This is a genomic window from Globicatella sanguinis NBRC 15551 (assembly GCF_001552295.1).
Taxonomy (GTDB): Bacteria; Bacillota; Bacilli; order Lactobacillales; family Aerococcaceae; genus Globicatella; species Globicatella sanguinis.
In genome coordinates this window covers 1-18,239 of the sequence record NZ_BCQX01000043.1, presented here as the reverse complement: position 1 = coordinate 18,239, position 18,239 = coordinate 1, and the positions used below count along the sequence as shown (strand labels likewise).

Genomic DNA, 18,239 nt, shown 5'->3' with positions numbered 1-18,239 from the left:
AAGTTTGAGACCACTCAACCACTGCGCTTTTAATTACCGAGCAATAACTTGATTGATCATTTCAAATTTAGGCCTAACCTCGTTAAGACGCAGGTTGGCGCTTATAATTAACGCAAAATATTCTGAATGATTTTATCGAGTTGATGTCTACTCTCTCTTACATATAACGATTATTGTTATTTAAGAGACAGCCAATTCTTGCTTTTTTCAAAACAACGCATCTTATCGCCTTTGGAGCAACTAGCTAATTTTTTCTCGAAGAGAATACACTCAATCCGAATATCATTCCTTCTCTCGCCGATAATCATCAACAAACTCAGATACATCCTTGCATGCACTACTATTTATTTCCTATTTCTTAGATTGTTTGTAAAAAGTCCTCGATTAATTTAGTATAGGCTTTTATTCCAATCGTTTGTCTGGAACCGGCATGGGTTGCTCGGTCAATGAGGTGAACCACACTTTTACCATGATTAGCCGCTGCTAAATGCTCACTATGTTCTGGCAAGATAAAGGTATCATTTTTACCGTGAATAAACATGATTGGGACTTCATTTTCTCTTAAAGCATCAACTGCACTGGTCGCTTTCATATCGAAACCTTGTGTTAATTTCATCATAAAATTGACTCCATAGATTAATAGCCCCACTTTATGTTGACGATATAAACTCGCAATCAATTCATATAAATTGGTAAACCCACAATCGGCCACCACAAATTGAATTTTAGGTCGATACGCTAAGACATTTAAGGAAATCGAGCTGCCCATCGATTCACCATGTAAGCCTAAATAAATATCATCACCATAGCGCTGATAGGTATCTTCAATCAATGCCAGTAAATCTTTAGCTTCAAAATTCCCTAATGAAACCGGCGTTTTTTCATTGTCGCCATGTCCGCGCACATCATAAATAATGACATTAAACCCTTGTGAACGGTATGCATCTAAATACTTTACCGCACCGTAGCGATTCGCTGTATAACCATGAGAAATAATCACATATTTATCCGATGGCACTGCCGCTTTCACTAAGACGACATGTAATGAATAATCTTGATAACCCTTAACCGTATAAGCCGTTTTATCATAATCATCAAAATTCCCCCATAAATGATGTTCCTTTTCCCATGCCATTTCTTTTTCTAATGATGAGATTTTAGGTTGTGCAATATTTTTTGAAAAATGTAGCGAAATAATCCCATAGGCAATGATGAATAATACTAAAAAGACAAGGGCAATCCAAAAAAGCCACTCCATAAAATCCTCCTTAAGCCAAATCTTTAACAACGTTGATAGCTGCCTCGTAATCAGGATGGCTATTAACATTATCTAAATACTCAACATAAGTAATTTCATTCTGTTCATTGGCTACAATAACCGCACGAGCCAATAAATGCCACTCCTCCATCAAGACACCATAAGCTTTTCCGAATGATCGATCATAATAATCAGATAATAACAAAGCATTCTCAATGCCTGAAGCACCACACCAACGTTTTTGAGCAAAAGGTAAATCACAAGAAACCGTTATAACCACTGTATTCTCCATATCAGATAAGGCTTGGTTAAACTGTCTTGTTTGGGCATCACAAATCCCCGTGTCGACCGAAGGCACAATACTTAAAACTTTTTTCTTTCCTTCAAAGTCAGCTAAAGATTGCTTCACTAGGTCAGGATTTACAAGAGAAAAATCAGGTAACTGTTCCCCTACTTTTAATTGATTGCCGATGATCGTTACTAATTCACCTTTAAATGTTGTCATGTTAAGACCCTACCTTCATTCATTTTTTCAGTAGTCTTATCATATCACAAAATAAGCTGATTCAATAACGATGTGTTTTGAAGGAAAATAACAAATTAATTAATCATGTTAAGTTTATAAGCAAAAAGACTAGATAATTACTGCGTAAAGTACTATCATATTACTAGTAGTTTAGTAACTGAAAAAAATAGAAAGGATATTATGAAAGATAAAGTACATTATAAAACAGCCATTTCAATGGCTTGGCCTTCTGTATTAGAAAGCTTCTTTATTTCATTGGCAGCGATGATCGATACGATGATGGTCGGTGAATTAGGAAGTTTTGCGATTGCAGCAGTTGGTTTAACAACTCAACCCAAACTAATTGGATTAACTGTCTTTTTTGCTATTAACATCGCCGTATCATCATTAGTTGCAAGGAGACGCGGACAAGAAGATAAACGAGGAGCCAACGAAGTTTTCCTGACAGCATTATGTTTAACAGTAGCAGCTAGTTTAATTATTACCGCTATTTTCTTATATTTCGCTGATGATATTATGCATTTAACCGGAAGCAATCACGAAACCCATCAAGCCTCTGTTAATTACTTACGGATTATTATGGGCGGGATGATTTTTAATGTCATCGCCATGGTGATTAATGCTGCGCAACGCGGAAGTGGTAATACCCGAATTGCCTTCTTTACCAATGTCACCTCATCAATCGTTAATATTATTTTCAATTATTTACTCATTAATGGTAAATTGGGGTTCCCTGCTTTAGGAATTCAAGGGGCAGCCATTGCCACCGTATTAGGTACCTTTGTGGCCATGTTGATGAGTATTCGTTCACTCTATAGTCCTGATAGTTTAATCCAAATTAAATATATTTTAAAATACAAAGTCAAAATGCAAAAGAAGACTGTTAAGATGATCTTTGGTTTAGGCTCTAATATGGCCGTTGAAAATCTGATGATGCGCATTGGGTTTGTAGCCACCGCGGTCACAGCCGCAAAACTCGGAACCAATGCCTTTGCCATTCACAATGCCGGTATGAACTTACTAAGTCTCGGCTTTTCATTCGGTGATGGAATGCAAGTAGCTGCCGTTGCCTTAGCCGGTAGAGCTTTAGGTCGTCAAGACCACGATAAAGCCATTAAATTTGGCCATATCTGTCAACGGATTGGTTTAGTCATGTCATTAGCTTTATCATTATTCTTATTTGCTTTTGGTAAAAATTTAATGGGGCTTTATTTTAATGAACCTGCCCTCATTGATGAAGGGGCGATTATTACCCGTTTTGTCATGGTCATTGTGCTGTTACAAATCTCCCAACTTGTTTATGGCGGATGTTTAAGAGCCGGGGGCGACGTTCGCTATACACTTATTGCAGGCATTATATCGGTTACCCTAATTCGTACGGGTGTTACACTCATATTAGTTAATATCTTTAATTTAGGACTTTATGGTATTTGGATTGGGATTTTATCCGACCAATTCTCGCGTTTTATTTTATTACGCCATCGTTTCAAACAAGGTAATTGGACTCGGATTGAAATCTAGTCTATTGGTATAACAAAATAAGTATCCTCAAACTTTGAGTCGAACCAGATTACAGCTTTGTATAATCTTGGTATTGCTCAAACTAGAGGATACTTTTTATTTAAATACTTGATGATTACTGAGGAGCCTCACAACCAATCCCGTCTTTATCACCATCAAATTGGGGACGAAAACCAGGATCGCCCTTCCTAATCGGAGCCTTACCAGCTTGCCAAACTTCCTTACAGTTTCGATAATAAACGGTCTCTACTTCATTGGCAGAACCAGCTGAATGGTTGGCTTGAAGTTCATATTCAGCTTTGTTAATAAACTCCAAATCTCCATCCACCCAAACCCTTAATCCTTCGTATTTTGCTTTTTCTTGTGCTTCATAAATAGCTTTTACATATTGACTATTAGGTAAATACTGATGGATGTATCGCGCAATAGCGTAACCTTCTCTAACTAGAATTTCTGATAAGAGATGCCCATCCACCCAAACATGCACTAAATCACGTTGATATTTATCTTTTTCGGGACCTTCATATTCAATTTGAATTAATTTAGCTTCAACAAACAATTGATTGACTCGCTTGCGTGCCGCCTTACTATACGGTACACCTCCTCTAATTTCAGGAGCATCCATTAATAAAAATCTTGCTTTAATACTTGGTTCTATTTGGCGTTCTAAAATAAAGTCCGCGGTATCACCATCATAAACATTAAAAGACTTAACAGTAAATAATTGTGCTAGACTGGCATTCGTCTTAGCCGTTGTTGTGTAACCTAAATATTCATCGCTCACTTCTGCCCTGACGGCGCACGGGTGAACGCCTAACATTAATAAAATTGCTAGCAAAAAGCCGATGTAACGATAGTTTCTCTTGGTCATCTCTCTATCCCTTTCCACACCTAATACTCTCATTATACCAAACTTTCCCCTGTTACAGCGATGATTTTTAGATAGTAAAAGCAAACATCATCACGCTGTTCTTAGACTAAACGATCATCAGGGAATATTTTTAAGAAGTATTCAATCAATCAATATAAGTAAAAGCAAGTCATTCTGAATTCGGCTCAGAAACGCGTTTATGGTTTTTATTTAAATTTTTAAGCTACCTCACCATTAGTATTAAAAAACCTCGAACAAAAGACCACCGCCCCTTATTCAAGGTTATAAAGATAGCAGCTTTATTTCTTTCTAGGAAAACTGCCGATTCGTTAAATACTCACTTAGTCGATTGTAACAAATTTCTGCTACCGAAAACAGTACGAAAGTAACAACTGCACAAAGGATTAAATATAAACTATCAGCCATTCCATTTAAAAAAGCGAATGGGCGTTTCACTAAATAAAAATAATTGCCGTTTACGATAGGATTAATAACATAAACAATCATCATGTAAACCATCATCAAAATAAATGGTAATTGTTTATCAGCTTTTTGAATCCGAAAATCATATACCACCATAGCAAAGAAAGGTAACAATAGTGTAATAATATGGTTCACCAAAAAACTAATCCCTAATGGATGGGTAATACTTTGCACCCGACTCGGATAGAGAAAACTTAATAGCGCGAAAGCACCTGTAAAAGATAAAATTCTAATGACTAACTTGCTTTTGGTCGCTAAATAGATAATACCAAAAATGCTATTAATGCGACTGATATGTAATGGCAAAGATTCTGATAGATCAAATTTAAAAAACAATAAATAATAACCATATAAGATACATTGTTGAATAATACTAATAATCAAAACCATCATACTAATCTGATCACGATGCTTGCGAACAAATGGTATGTTTGTAAACAGTAAAAACCCAACCATTATAACAATGCCTATATATAACAAATGGTTAGGTCCAAAAGGTTTAATAAAGTCTGTCATCACATTCTCCTTTGGTAACAAGAGTATTATGTTTCAATTGCATTATAACAAATCAATCGCATTCCTTACCACCCATTACTCCATGATTTGTAAGTGAGACAAATCAAAAATTTCTAAGTTGACTTTTAAAACCGAATTTATCAAGTTGATGCACAGCCTGTGCTTAATAATCTGTTAAAAAGCTTTGCTCTAAGCACATCATCGTTCTATGGCACTCTTATTTGAATCTCTTTAAAGGATCCCATCTACACAATCTCAAAGAATTCTCAAATAAAAAATTCAGTTTAGACTCGCCATTAAGCTCCTCTAAACTGAATATATATATTATCTTAAATCAATTAATTGAGTGTTTTTAATATCTTCAATTGTTTGTGTTCCTGCTAATTGCATCACACGTTTTAAATCTCTTTCAAAATATTCAAAAACAGATTGTACCCCTTGCCAACCGCCAAGAGCTAATCCAAATAACACTGGACGACCGATTGCAACGATATCCGCTCCGCTAGCTAAGGCTTTAAAGATATGTTCTCCACGACGAATACCTGAGTCAAACACAATTGGCACTCTTTTATTGACAACTTTAGCAATCGCTGGTAGCATTTCAAATGATCCAGGTGCACCATCTAATTGACGACCACCATGTGTAGATACCCAAATACCATCAGCCCCCGCTTGAATGGCAGCTTCTGCATCTTCAGGCGCTTGAACACCTTTTAAGAAAACAGGTAAACCTGAATACTCTTTGATGAAACGAATGTCATCCATCGTAATTTTTTGTTTTGACTGTCCATAAATATTATTTAATGACATATCTTTCCCTGTACCTGTTAGGTAACGTGCAACAATCGGCATACTAAATGGATAGACGAAATGATTTTTCTCATCACGATGGCGATTACCCCCAACCGTCGCATCTGCGGTTAAAATAATCGCAGTCGCGCCATCTGCTTTCGCTTCATCTAAAATGCTTTTATTTAATTGATCATCTTTAGACATGTAAATTTGGAACCAACGAGGTGTGTCTTGTAATCCTTCATCAATTTCCTCAAAAGTTGCTCCTGAATAAGCAGAAATTGACATTAAAGAACCACCAAATTCACGAATCCCTCTTGCAGTCCCCGCTTCTTTGGATTGATGCGCTAACCCATGAGCCGCAATTGGTGCCATTATATAAGGTACTTTTAATTCATGTTCAAAGATTTTAGTACGAGTCTCTGGAAACTCTACATCCGCAGCTACTCGGGGTACTATCCCTTTAAAATTAAAAGATTCTACATTACGTCTTAAGGTAAACTCATCACCAGATCCTCCTGCTAGGTAGTCAAAACCACCATGAGGTACTACTTCTTTCGCTAAATCTTCTAGCTCAATAGTGTTAAAAATTTCTAATTTCTTTACATGATCAGGTGCACCATATTGTCCTTCTGTCATTTTACAAACTTCCTTCCAACTTACATTAAAATATTAGCGGCATATACTTATGCCAATAGTAATATTATACCCATCTTTGATTATTAATGTAAGGTTTTCCAAGCTTATAACAAAACTATATAAAGAAAAAAACGAAAACAAAAAAGCAATGATTTTGAGCGAGACAATTAAGCATTCGTCAATCATTGCTTGTTTAAAATGTTAATCAATATGGTACATTGTCGCCATCATATCCACTAGTAAGACATCGTCTTGATTACGAACTTCCACTAGATAGATAGAGGTATGACGTCCTTCTCTACGGGGAATTACTTTAGTGGTTAGGGTATCTCCCACTTTACCCGGTTTATAGTAATTTATAGTACTATCTAAGGTAACTGAATTTTGCTTAATATACGCCATTCTAGCCCCAGCAGCGACATCACAAAGTGTAAATAGAAAACCACCATGAGCAATCCCTATAGGATTCGTATGCTTTTCTTCCATTTTAACTTGGACATAGACAAAATCATCCTCATCGACTAAGACTTGGGTGACACCAATTAATTTATGAAACTGACCTGAAATTTCAGTCATGTCAAAAGTTTGTTTAATCTTCATTTTTTCACCTATCAATAATATTCGTTTTAGTAATAAATCTATTCTACCTAAATCTTATCAAATAGTAAATAAATTAACGTTTATTATCAGTTAATTGAATTCAAGCTGTATACTCAGTATAATGAACTCATTCAAGGAGGGAATCTATGAAAAAAATCTTCAAATACTGGCTAATAACCCTGATAACTTTATTACTTGTCGCTTGTGGCAATGACCCTAATATCACCACTCCAGACAATGATCTTAGTCATACCCCGGCTACTACTGAAGAAAGTCAAAAAAATGCACAGACATCAACACAAACACAGACTAAGTTCAATCCTGAAACATTCGATACCGATGATTTAAAAAGGACCCATATTTTCGTAAAAAATGGGCTTGAACACATCTTCTTTGGTTCCATTAACCGCGATGGTAAAGCGACCGGCTATCATTATGAAGGCTTAGCTCCTGATGTTACAATCATAGAAAGCACACGCTCTAAAACGGACCGTCATGGTGTCTACCGTGCTAAAATCACGATTGATGGAGAACCGAAAAAAGCCTATTCTTCATTTTTTCCGCAAGAGTGGACGCCACAAGAAGTCGTCGACGCAATAAATGAAGCCTATGAAAATAGCGAACATGTAAGTGGTAATATTTTCGAAGGTGAGAGCCAAGGCATCAAGATTCAAATGTATCTCACTAATGATGACAAAATTATTTCCGCATTCCCAATATATGAAAGGTAGGATAAATTATGTACCATTTTGAAAAAAGAAAAGAGAGATACCATGTCGTCTTTGAAGATGAACCGCACTATTCATTAGTCGACCCCTTCCTTCAAGTTGAAGGTGTTAGTTTTGATGATATGATTACGCAAACGATCATTGAGTTTCTTGATAGCATAGATGATGATAAAAGCTTTGCCGGTAATGTCTATGAGATTACCCTTAACCAAGATGAAACACTGATTGAAGATACCTTGGGTGGAATAGAAGAAACAATCCCAACCTCTTTATTTATCCAAATCTATATTCAATGGCTTGAGTACATTTACCCAGATTAAACTCAGATACTCCTCGCACAAATTGCGCGAGGAGTTTTTTGTAGTTTTGGTTTTATTATCTTTGTAAAATCTGACTCATTTCGAGCGCTTTTTCATCTGTTAAATTGAATTTTCTTACAAACACTTGGTAGGCTATCAATAAACCAATAATTTCATTCCCTACATCTACAACACCAACACCTATCATCATTAAGAATGATATTAGCACATTTCCTAGACAGGTAAAAATTCAATAAAAAATGAAAAGGGCTCGCAATCTACTACTGCACTCCGAATAACCAGAATAATCGGGCAAAAGAAATATCTATTGGCATATAAGCTTTTCTCCCTATTGTACACGCTCATAAAAATGGACGTAACAGTTTATCTTGTGGTTCCTATTTTTAGGATTATAAATAGGTTTCCCTTAATAATTAGCTCCATTTATGATATTTTAGAAGAGTGAACATCATTTGCATAAGAAATGAGGAATTAACTTGAAACCTTTTACTAAACGAGACTATTTTCTCTTATTTACGTCTACCTTGAAATTATCAGCCTTTACCTTTGGCGGAGGTTTTGTCATTATCCCTTTAATGCGAAAACGATTCGTTGAAGAATTGCATTGGATTGAAGAAGAGGAGATGGTCGACTTAACGGTGATCGCACAATCTTCTCCGGGGGCTATTGCGGTTAATGCTGCTATCTTAGTAGGCTATCGTGTCGGTGGCCTTTTAGGAGCCTTGGTGTCCTTAATTGGGACCGTCCTCCCCCCTTTAATCATTATTTCGATTATTTCAATATTTTACCAAGCTTTTCGTGATAACCTTTATGTAGGAATTATTATGAGAGGGATGTTAGCAGGAGTAGCAGCCGTCATTATTGACGTGGTTTGGCGCATGGGTCAACAGTTGATGAATGAAAAACGCTTGTTACCCCTTATTGTCATGGTATTAACCTTTATCGCTTCAAGGTATTTACGACTTAACATTCTGTTAATCATTGTCATTTGTGCCTTAATCGGAGCTCTTGATAGTTGGTACCGTATGCGCAGACAGGATGGTGAAATATAATGATTTTTTTAGAACTATTTTGGTCATTTTTTCAAATTGGCTTATTTAGTATCGGAGGTGGCTATGCTGCGATGCCGCTTATTCAAGATCAGACCGTTGAACTGCATCAATGGCTGACGATGACGCAATTTGCTGATATTATGACGATTACGGAAATGACACCAGGACCGATTGCTATTAATTCTGCCACCTTTGTCGGGATTCAAGTGGCAGGAATCCCGGGTGCACTTGTGGCCACCTTTGGATGTGTATTGCCTTCAAGCATCATCGTGATGAGTTTAGCATTTTTATATTATCGCTATCGAGGTTTTTCATTAGTCAATGGGGCCCTGGCAGGTTTGCGTCCTGCTGTCATCGCAATGATTGCTTCAGCTGGTTTATCATTATTTAATATGGCCATCTTTGGTCAACAAAGACTACCAAAAGATAGCTTCAATCTTGATTGGATAGGCTTATTTCTATTTATCGCAGCACTGGCACTCTTACGTAAATACAAAGCGAATCCGATCCATGTAATGGTAATGGCCGGAATGATACGTTTAATACTCTATTTGATAATGTGATCGATTAGCGTATAAAATCCATGTATAGAAAATAAAAAACGCCTTAAAGACAAGTGTCGGCTTAGCCAACCTATCTTTAAGGCTTTTATACTGTGTCAATGGTTAAAACTACGTTGAACTGTTTTACTAGCAATTAAGCTTTAAACCCGTAAAACTCTTCCACTTTATGTTGTTGAATACCTTCTTTTAACTTTTCTACCGCCTCAAGGCCTAATAAGGTTTCTACAATTTTAAAAGATTGATAGATGGCGATAGCAGCACCACGACCGGTAATTATATTGCCATCTTCCACGACAAGATGGTCCTCAATATATTCTTTAGCTGTCGTCAAGTCCTCTTTAAAACTAGGGAAACTGGTCACATTTTTACCTTCAATAACACCCGCTTTTTCTAAAACAATTGGAGCTGCACAAATTGCTGTAACCAATTTTTCTTCTTGATTAAATTGTTGCACAAGTTCAATGACCGCTTCATTATCTCGTAGATTAGTTGCTCCTGGCAATCCTCCTGGTAAATATAAACCTACATAATCTTCTGGATTAATGTCACTTAACAATTTGTCTGCTAAAACAGGAATCTGGTGAGAACCTGTTACCTTGAGATCATCGGTAATCGAGACGGTATCTACTTCAATGCCAGCTCTTCTTAAATAGTCAACGGGAGTCAATGCTTCAATTTCTTCAAATCCATCGGCTAAAAACACTAAAAATCTTTTCATTTTGTCCTCCTTGTGTTGTTTTAAATCGTACTACAATTTTAATATAACATATTGAACACGCGTTATAAAACTATCCGACTATCTGTGGGAGTGGGCAAGCAGTAGAAAATGAAATGATTTTCTACTGTTGCTCGCTCCCAACTTTACGGGGGATGGAAAGAAGAAGGAAAAACCATTCGATTTTCTACTGGTTGTCCACTTCCTAAATTGCTCTGGTGGTTTCACCAATGATTAATTTCGGTTCTAGAACAACATCATTGTTAAACTCTTTATTGGAGTCTTGTCCTTCAATTTCTTTCAATAATTTATCTATCGCAACCAGTGCTAATTGATTAGGATTTTGTTCAACAGAAGTTAATGCTTTTACTGAGAATTTATTATACTCAATATTATCATAGCCGACTACTGAAATATCTTCAGGCACTCGAATCTTTAATTCTTGTGCGCGTCTCATAAAACCTAATGCGACTAAATCATTAGCACAAACTACTGCTGTGAGCTCTTTTTGTTCCAAGATTTTATCCGCGCTTCGATAACCATCTTCAAAGGTAATTTTTGTCTCTACATACCACTCTTCTTCAGGTAAGATATCAAATTCTCGCAATGCTCTTAAATACCCGTTTGAACGATGTAAACTGTTAACTAAAGTCATATTAGCACCTAAGTTACCAATCTTTCGATGACCTAAATCAATTAAATATTTAGTAGATAAATAACTTCCTTTTTCATTATCATAATAGACTTGCGGTGTTTCAACTTTTTCTAAATAACGGTCTAAATGAATCGTCGGCACATCATAGCTTGCTCGTTGGATCTGAATTAATGAATTTTCATAAAAGAACCCATTTGCATGCACAATAATGAGGCCATCGATATTAATCCCATTTAGCTTAGAAATAATATGCTGTTGTGTTTCATTGCTATCGTTCGAATTCATAATGACTGTCACATAATTACGTCGTGTCAATTGTTGCTCAATTTCCATTGCGATGCCAGCGAAAAATGGATTTTCAATATTTGGAATAATTAAACCTATTAAATTGGTGCGATTGGTAGCTAAGCTTCTAGCCACTTGGTTGGGAACATAATTTAATTCTTTTGCTATACGAAATATTTTATCCTTATTTACTTTTGAGACCCTATTCGGACGATTATTCAACACAAGTGAAACAGTCGTTGGAGAAACTCCGGCCTTTGCTGCCACTTCTTTCAATGTCACTTTCAATTTACCCACCCCAAACTAATTTATTCATTTAAAATGCACTTTTATTTACCCCTTATAATAATATTAAACTAAAAAAATTACAATTATACTATACGAACAGGAATGAAAAAAAGAACTGGGAATATAACCCGTTAAATTCAGTCAAGTTTTCGTTCTTTAATTATAAATGCACTAGTTGCGTAGCGTCAAACTGCGTCTTAATAACTCATTTGAGACTTACGCAACAGTAGGCAGACAAAATAAAAACCCGCTCATTTTCTACTTCTTGCCCACTCCCATTTTAAGACCGCTTAACCTCACAATAATGATAAGAGACTGGAACAATTTTTCTGCCCAGTCTCATACTCATTGTAATTTATGATTTAATATTAAGATTATTGTACAATTTCAAGTATCGCATCATAGATCGATTGTATTTCTGATAACTCAATAAATACTTGAAACTGATTATTTAATATTAAAGTTCCTTTCACAACATCCAATGCTTCTATATTGGATTTGGCGATCATTTTTTTATTCTCAACATTAAACCGTATGCGTGTGGCACAATGTGTCACTTCTTTTATATTAGTTTTGCCAACAGCAGAAACTATTTCTGCTGCTATTTCTTTAGAACTCATCGTCCATCCTCCATCTATCTACAATAATTTAATAAAACAAATAGATTATTCAGATTCTTCAACACTCTCTTTATCTAATAATGTTACATCTGTCGGAATTTCTTTCTCTACAGTTTCTCCTTTAAGCATTTTAACAGCAGTTTCGACTGCTAATTTCCCCATATCTAATGGTTTTTGTTCTACAGTCACTACCATTGTCCCATCTTTAACTGCTTGTTTAGCATCATCTGTTGCATCAAAACCGGTAACTAAAATATCTTCTCCCGGTACTTTTCCAAAAGCATTTACCGCTTCAATCGCTCCTAAAGCCATTTCATCATTCGAAGCAAAAATAACTTTTAAATTAGGATTTGCTTGTAAAATATTTTCTGTAACAGTCATACCTTCAGTACGATCATAATTTGCTGTTTGTGAAGAAACAATGTTTACTTTTCCATCTAAAGCATTCATTAATCCTTCTTTACGGTCAATTGCAGAAGAAGCTCCAGGTACCCCTTCTAAAACTGCTACTTCATCATCCTCTGTTAAGTTTTCTAACATATATTCCCCAACTGATTCCGCTGCTTTTACGTTATCAGTTCCAATATAAGCATCTACGTCAGCACCTTCAACAATTCTATCCACTGAAATAACTTTAATTCCTGCATCAATCGCCATTTGAACAGATGGTCCTACTGAGGCTGAATCTTCTGGGTTTACAATTAATACTTTAATTCCTGATGAAATCAAATCTTCAATATCCGTTGACTGCTTAGCAGGATCATTTCCAGCATCAACGATTGAAATATCCACACCCAACTCTTTCGCTTTCTCTTCAGCTCCATCCGCAATTGATACAAAGAATGGGTTATTTAATGTTGAAATTGAAAATCCTATTTTTCCTTCGACTTCTTCTGCTGTTACATTTGTCGCACTCATTCCAAATCCATTTAATAACATTCCTGCTGCTAATAATCCTGTGGCTAATTTTTTAATTAATTTCATTTTAATTTCCTCCAAATATTATTTTTTTCTATCTGATAAAACAGCAAATAATATAACTAAACCTTTAACAATATCTTGTAGATAAGAATTAATACCTAAAATGTTCATACCATTACTTAACACCGCAATAATTAACACACCAATAAAAGTTCCGGTTATTTTACCACGTCCTCCTTCCATACTTGTTCCACCAATAGCTGTTGCAGCAATCGCATCTAATTCATAACCTACTCCTAAAGTAGGTTGCGCAGAGTTCAATCTAGAAATTAAAATTAATCCTGCAAGAGTTGCCATTAAACCTGATAAAGAATAAACAAAAATCTTAATTCGAGCGATATCGATCCCTGCTAACATCGATGTTTTTTCATTTGATCCAACAGCATAAATTTTTCGTCCAAGTGCTGTTTTATTTAATAAGATATACATCGCAATAAAAGCAATTAACATGATGATAATAGGCGCTGGAATCCCAAATAATTTACCCCGTCCTATAAATTCAATCATCGGAGCACCAACATATTCTGGTTTTGTAATACCAGAAATTGGTCGTCCATCTGTATAAATTAAGGTCAATCCTCTATAAACCGTCTGAGTAATTAAAGTAGCAATAAAAGGCTGTAACTTTGTTTTACCTACTAAAATACCTCCCACTAATCCTAAGACGATCCCTAAAACAATTGCAATGAGTAACGCTATAGGAACAGGTATACCAAGATTGACAATCATACCTGCTGTTACGGTTCCGGTTAACGCTAAAATTGGACCTACCCCAAGATCGATACCACCAGTTAAAATAACAGCTGTCATCCCAAATGCAATTAAAGCATTAATAGAGGCTTGTCTTAAGAGATTTAAAATATTACCAAACGTTCTAAATTCTGGACTAATAATTGAAATCCCAGCAACCAAAACAATTAAGGCAATTATTGCACCTAATTCATGTAATTTTACTTGTTTTTTTGTTGTTTCAGCCATTATATCGTTCCTCCTGTTGCTATAGTCATTATATTTTCCTCTGAAATTTGTTCTTTATTAATGATTGCTTTTAATTCACCTTCGCGCATTACTGCAACTCGATCACTCATCCCAATCACTTCAGGTAAGTCTGATGAAACCATGATAATAGCGATTCCCTGTTTTGTTAAATCATTCATAATTTGATAAATTTCTTCTTTTGCCCCCACGTCAACTCCACGTGTTGGTTCATCTAATATTAAAATTTTAGGATTAGTCAGCACCCATTTTGCCATAACGACTTTTTGTTGATTACCTCCACTCAAGTTACCTGTTTCAGTTTCGGTATTAAAAGTTTTAATCTTAAACATTTGAACTGCCGAATTTGCCATCTCTTTTTCAGCGTTCTCATTTATAAAACCTTTAGGGGCTAATTCCTTGAAATTAGTAACGGTTAAATTCTCCCTGATACTTTTTTCAAGTAATAAACCTTCACTCTTTCGGTCCTCAGTTACAAATCCCAGTCCTAAATCAATTGCTTTTAATGGATTATCAATTTTTTCTTGACGTCCATTTATATAAATTTCACCTGATTTTAAAGCTTTGCTACCAAAGATACCATGCATCACTTCTGACCGACCGGATCCCATTAAACCACTAAAACCTAAAATTTCGCCCGCTTTAACATCAAAAGAAACATTATGAACACTTTCGTCTTCTAGCGTTAAGTCGTTTACTTCAAAAACTACTTCTCCAATATTGGTTTCACGAGTCGGGTAGCGATTCGTTAACTCACGACCTATCATCATTTTTACTAATTCATTTTCATTGGTTTCATTAGTCTGTTTTGTTCCAATATAATGACCATCACGCATGACTGTAATACGGTCTGAAATTTGGAAAATTTCTTCCATTCTATGTGAAATATAAACTATCGCTACATTTTTAGCGGTTAACTGTTCAATGACTTCAAATAATTTTTTCGTTTCGGAATCTGTCAAGGCCGCCGTTGGTTCATCCATGATAATAACTTCTACATTGGACATTAAAGCTTTACTTATCTCTACCATTTGTTGTTGCCCGATAGATAGTTCTGACATTTCTTGTGTTGGCTTTATACCAGTTTCTAGAGATGTTAATAGCTCTTGGCATTTGTTTCTCATCGCTTTCTTGTCTAATATGCCAAATTTATTTTTTATCTCCTTATTGAGATACATATTTTCTTCAACTGTCATATCAACTAACACATTCAATTCTTGATGAATAAAAGCAATACCAAACTCTTCAGCTTCCTTTGGTCCTGAAAAATCTTTAGGTTCTCCGTCAAATAATATTTCCCCCGAATCACGTGTATGAACTCCTGTCAAAATATTCATCAGAGTGGACTTTCCGGCCCCATTCTCACCCATTAAGGCGTGAACCTCACCAGGCAATATTTCAATCTGAGCATCATGTAATACTTTGTTATCCCCAAATGATTTTTCAATATTCTTCATTAAAACATGCACACAACAACACTCCCTTCGGTGATATTCATTTAAAATGTGACGTTCGATTGTAAGATAATATTTGAATACGGTGTGATTTCACCTGTCCGAATGACTGCTTTAGATTGTTGAGTTTGCTGTTTAAATTCTTCGTGAGAGACAAACTCTATTTCAATCTCATCTTCTAAAAGCAGCTCGATTGCTTCTAATTGAGTCGCATTATTTTGTTTGATTTCTTCTGCTAGGATCACTTTTTCAATTTTCATATCCTCTAATACTACTTTTAAAACCTCAATAAATTTTGGAAAACCTTGGCTAAGCGATACATCAATTTTCTTAACATCGCTAGGAACCGGTAAGCCACAATCCCCAATCGTAATTTGATCGGTATGTCCTAAATCTGCTAATACTTTACTAATGTCACTATTCAAAATTCCATGTTTTTTCATAAAATTGATGCTCCTTTATTTCTTTTAGAGTAGGATTACCTGACTGTGCTCCAAATCGCTGGATCGCAATCGAAGAGGCTAAATTCGCAAACTTGATTGCTTGGTCGATGGTCAACCCTTTTACCGTCGCAACAGCAAACGCACCATTAAAACAATCTCCCGCTCCTGTCGTATCAATCACTTTATCTACTTTAAATGACGGAACCATTTTCACTTCTACCCCATTGTGATAAGCCGCTCCTTTGTCTCCTAATGTCACCACTAATTTGTTAGGATACTTGGCTAAAACATCTTCCATCTTTTGATTTGGGAAAAGCACTTTAAACTCCGTTTCATTCGGTGTTAAATAGGTTACCTTTTTGATATAATCTTCTGAAAGTTGACGGGCTGGCGCAGGATTATACAATAGTGGCGTATTCAATTCCAGACACAAGTCTATGGTGTTTTGAACCACTTCAGCTTTCACTTCATTTTGAATGATGACTAATTGACTTTCTTGCAAAGTACTCTTTGCATTTTCGATATCTTTAACGGTTAATTCATTATTAGCTCCTGGAATATAGATAATTGAATTATCACCTTGAATTAGTTGAATGATTGCCGTTCCGGAACTTTGATCAACTTGTTTTACATTTTCTGTTTTTATGGAATTATTTTCTAAATTTTCAATTAATTGATTGCCAAAGACATCATTCCCGACTGAACCAATCATTTCCGTTTCAACACCTAAACGAGCAACTGCGACTGCTTGATTAGCACCTTTTCCTCCAAATGAAAAAGATAACTTATCCCCTTGTATCGTCTCACCAACTGCTGGAGCTACTGTTGCTTCCACTACGATATCTGTTGAAATACTGCCAATAACCGTTATTTTCATTTTGCTCCCACCTTTATTTTGTTATAAATTTATATTGATAAATAATTGGTAAAGCGCTTTACCAAGTTTCTAAACTTAGAATACACTAAAAAGAAAACGTTGTCAAACATGTTTTTTAAATTATTCTCTTTTTATCTAACTTTATTAGTAGAAAAAACGCGTCTCATCAATATTCTAACTGGCTAAATGAATAAGAAATAAAATGTTTATTAAATTTACATAATAAAAAATCCTTTTTCTTCAAAACCAGAAAAAGGACAAATCTCTTTATATTATTCTATTTACTCAAATCTTCTTTTAATGCTAATACTTTTTCCTCAATTTTAGCAATAATTTCTTTGAAGAATGCATCATCATGTCCCGTTGGATCTGCTAAATCCCAATCACCATCATAAGTTTTACCGATAAAAGGACAGCCTACCTCACAACCCATCGAATACGCTATATCCGGCATCGGTATTTCATCAACTAACTTAGAATGCTGAGTGGCTTCCATGTCGATGTTGTATAATTCTTTCATAATTCTGACAGCATCCTGGTTAATGTGCGGTTTAGTTTCAGTCCCGGCCGAATAACTTTCGAAAACATCGCTTGCGAAATGTTTTCCTAATGCTTCTGCAATTTGACTTCTACACGAATTATGGACACATATAAATGCTACTTTTTTCTTTTCCATTGAAACAACCTCCAATTTTTTAATTTACTCATATTCTTGAAGCGTTACTTCTTTCGTCAAACAACTATTTACACCCTTTCACGAATCGTAACTGACGCGATATCTCCTTCGGTTTTACCTAACTGTTGACGAATCGTTTTAAGGACTCCAATAATATAACAAGTCGAACCGTCTTTCTTTTTTACGCCTATATTAACAATACTCCCGTCATATGTTATACCATCAAAAGTAGCATGGACTTTTACTCGGCCTTTACCAAATTCTTGTCTTATATCGAGGCTTAGCAAAAACTTTTTAAATCCTGTTCAGGCATATCTATTTAATTCAAAGCGCAGTGGTTGAGTGGTCTCAATCTACGTCTTAATGAGGTTAGGTATTAC

General features: G+C 35.6%; 21 protein-coding genes and 1 pseudogene. 5 read left to right on the top strand and 17 right to left on the bottom strand.

The features are described 5' to 3' along the window. Positions 1 to 358: 358 nt before the first annotated feature. Both GSA01S_RS05195 and tpx read right to left on the bottom strand, forming a co-directional pair. Complete coding sequence (locus tag GSA01S_RS05195) at positions 359 to 1,258, bottom strand: alpha/beta hydrolase (RefSeq protein WP_066125518.1); 900 nt, start codon at positions 1,256 to 1,258, stop codon at positions 359 to 361. A gap of 10 nt (positions 1,259 to 1,268) precedes the next feature. Further along, the gene (gene tpx / locus GSA01S_RS05190) at positions 1,269 to 1,763 is read right to left on the bottom strand and encodes a thiol peroxidase (RefSeq protein WP_066125516.1); all 495 of its coding nucleotides are present in this window, start codon (positions 1,761 to 1,763) and stop codon (positions 1,269 to 1,271) included. Between the two features lie 201 nt (positions 1,764 to 1,964). Between tpx and GSA01S_RS05185 the strand changes: the two genes are divergently transcribed. Then, positions 1,965 to 3,305 (top strand): MATE family efflux transporter, encoded by a 1,341-nt coding sequence (locus GSA01S_RS05185; protein ID WP_174519398.1) that lies wholly within the window; start codon positions 1,965 to 1,967, stop codon positions 3,303 to 3,305. A gap of 115 nt (positions 3,306 to 3,420) precedes the next feature. Here the strand turns inward: GSA01S_RS05185 and GSA01S_RS05180 are convergent, their stop codons facing one another. From GSA01S_RS05180 to GSA01S_RS05165, 4 genes are all read right to left on the bottom strand, one after another. Further along, the gene (locus GSA01S_RS05180; protein ID WP_169792677.1) at positions 3,421 to 4,176 is read right to left on the bottom strand and encodes a thermonuclease family protein; all 756 of its coding nucleotides are present in this window, start codon (positions 4,174 to 4,176) and stop codon (positions 3,421 to 3,423) included. Between the two features lie 309 nt (positions 4,177 to 4,485). Further along, the gene (locus tag GSA01S_RS05175; RefSeq protein WP_066125510.1) at positions 4,486 to 5,175 is read right to left on the bottom strand and encodes a TMEM164-related integral membrane acyltransferase; all 690 of its coding nucleotides are present in this window, start codon (positions 5,173 to 5,175) and stop codon (positions 4,486 to 4,488) included. 324 nt (positions 5,176 to 5,499) lie between these two features. Further along, positions 5,500 to 6,606, bottom strand: coding sequence for a lactate oxidase (locus GSA01S_RS05170; RefSeq protein WP_066125508.1), 1,107 nt, complete (start codon positions 6,604 to 6,606; stop codon positions 5,500 to 5,502). 201 nt (positions 6,607 to 6,807) lie between these two features. After that, complete coding sequence (locus GSA01S_RS05165; protein WP_066125506.1) at positions 6,808 to 7,206, bottom strand: PaaI family thioesterase; 399 nt, start codon at positions 7,204 to 7,206, stop codon at positions 6,808 to 6,810. A gap of 146 nt (positions 7,207 to 7,352) precedes the next feature. Between GSA01S_RS05165 and GSA01S_RS05160 the strand changes: the two genes are divergently transcribed. Further along, positions 7,353 to 7,937 (top strand): EndoU domain-containing protein, encoded by a 585-nt coding sequence (locus GSA01S_RS05160; protein WP_066125504.1) that lies wholly within the window; start codon positions 7,353 to 7,355, stop codon positions 7,935 to 7,937. A gap of 8 nt (positions 7,938 to 7,945) precedes the next feature. After that, positions 7,946 to 8,254 carry a hypothetical protein gene (locus tag GSA01S_RS05155; protein WP_066125501.1) on the top strand — a complete coding sequence of 103 codons (309 nt, stop codon included), beginning with the start codon at positions 7,946 to 7,948 and terminating at the stop codon, positions 8,252 to 8,254. Between the two features lie 55 nt (positions 8,255 to 8,309). Here the strand turns inward: GSA01S_RS05155 and GSA01S_RS11195 are convergent, their stop codons facing one another. Further along, complete coding sequence (locus GSA01S_RS11195) at positions 8,310 to 8,444, bottom strand: hypothetical protein (RefSeq protein ID WP_257877008.1); 135 nt, start codon at positions 8,442 to 8,444, stop codon at positions 8,310 to 8,312. A 286-nt stretch (positions 8,445 to 8,730) separates the two neighbouring features. On the opposite strand from GSA01S_RS11195, the gene GSA01S_RS05150 reads away from it, so the two are divergent. Both GSA01S_RS05150 and GSA01S_RS05145 read left to right on the top strand, forming a co-directional pair. Beyond that, positions 8,731 to 9,306 carry a chromate transporter gene (locus GSA01S_RS05150; RefSeq protein ID WP_174519397.1) on the top strand — a complete coding sequence of 192 codons (576 nt, stop codon included), beginning with the start codon at positions 8,731 to 8,733 and terminating at the stop codon, positions 9,304 to 9,306. After that, complete coding sequence (locus GSA01S_RS05145) at positions 9,306 to 9,869, top strand: chromate transporter (protein WP_066125497.1); 564 nt, start codon at positions 9,306 to 9,308, stop codon at positions 9,867 to 9,869. Before GSA01S_RS05150 ends, GSA01S_RS05145 begins: the two co-directional genes overlap by 1 nt. A gap of 133 nt (positions 9,870 to 10,002) precedes the next feature. Here GSA01S_RS05145 and GSA01S_RS05140 read toward each other — a convergent pair whose 3' ends face one another. The 10 genes and pseudogenes from GSA01S_RS05140 to GSA01S_RS05095 all read right to left on the bottom strand — a co-directional run. Continuing rightward, positions 10,003 to 10,587, bottom strand: a complete 585-nt coding sequence (locus tag GSA01S_RS05140) for a DJ-1 family glyoxalase III (protein WP_066125495.1) — start codon at positions 10,585 to 10,587, stop codon at positions 10,003 to 10,005. Positions 10,588 to 10,789: 202 nt separating this feature from the next. Further along, positions 10,790 to 11,806, bottom strand: coding sequence for a LacI family DNA-binding transcriptional regulator (locus GSA01S_RS05135; protein WP_066125520.1), 1,017 nt, complete (start codon positions 11,804 to 11,806; stop codon positions 10,790 to 10,792). Between the two features lie 380 nt (positions 11,807 to 12,186). Further along, a complete protein-coding gene (locus tag GSA01S_RS05130; protein ID WP_066125493.1) occupies positions 12,187 to 12,432 on the bottom strand; it encodes a PTS sugar transporter subunit IIB in 246 nt (81 codons plus the stop codon). Positions 12,433 to 12,477: 45 nt separating this feature from the next. Then, a complete protein-coding gene (locus GSA01S_RS05125; RefSeq protein WP_066125491.1) occupies positions 12,478 to 13,416 on the bottom strand; it encodes a substrate-binding domain-containing protein in 939 nt (312 codons plus the stop codon). Between the two features lie 18 nt (positions 13,417 to 13,434). Further along, positions 13,435 to 14,391, bottom strand: coding sequence for an ABC transporter permease (locus GSA01S_RS05120; RefSeq protein ID WP_066125489.1), 957 nt, complete (start codon positions 14,389 to 14,391; stop codon positions 13,435 to 13,437). Then, positions 14,391 to 15,878 carry a sugar ABC transporter ATP-binding protein gene (locus tag GSA01S_RS05115; RefSeq protein WP_066125487.1) on the bottom strand — a complete coding sequence of 496 codons (1,488 nt, stop codon included), beginning with the start codon at positions 15,876 to 15,878 and terminating at the stop codon, positions 14,391 to 14,393. The genes GSA01S_RS05120 and GSA01S_RS05115 overlap by 1 nt, the downstream gene beginning before the upstream one ends. 29 nt (positions 15,879 to 15,907) lie before the next feature. Further along, entirely contained in the window at positions 15,908 to 16,306 is a 399-nt protein-coding gene (gene rbsD / locus GSA01S_RS05110) for a D-ribose pyranase (protein ID WP_066125485.1), read from the bottom strand. Continuing rightward, a complete protein-coding gene (gene rbsK / locus GSA01S_RS05105) occupies positions 16,281 to 17,183 on the bottom strand; it encodes a ribokinase (RefSeq protein ID WP_066125483.1) in 903 nt (300 codons plus the stop codon). Before rbsK ends, rbsD begins: the two co-directional genes overlap by 26 nt. Before the next feature lie 277 nt (positions 17,184 to 17,460). Beyond that, on the bottom strand, positions 17,461 to 17,859 hold the full coding sequence (locus GSA01S_RS05100) for an arsenate reductase/protein-tyrosine-phosphatase family protein (RefSeq protein WP_066125482.1): 399 nt from the start codon (positions 17,857 to 17,859) through the stop codon (positions 17,461 to 17,463). Positions 17,860 to 17,927: 68 nt separating this feature from the next. After that, positions 17,928 to 18,134, bottom strand: a pseudogene (locus GSA01S_RS05095) (DUF1905 domain-containing protein); the annotation flags it as partial. Positions 18,135 to 18,239: the final 105 nt, after the last annotated feature.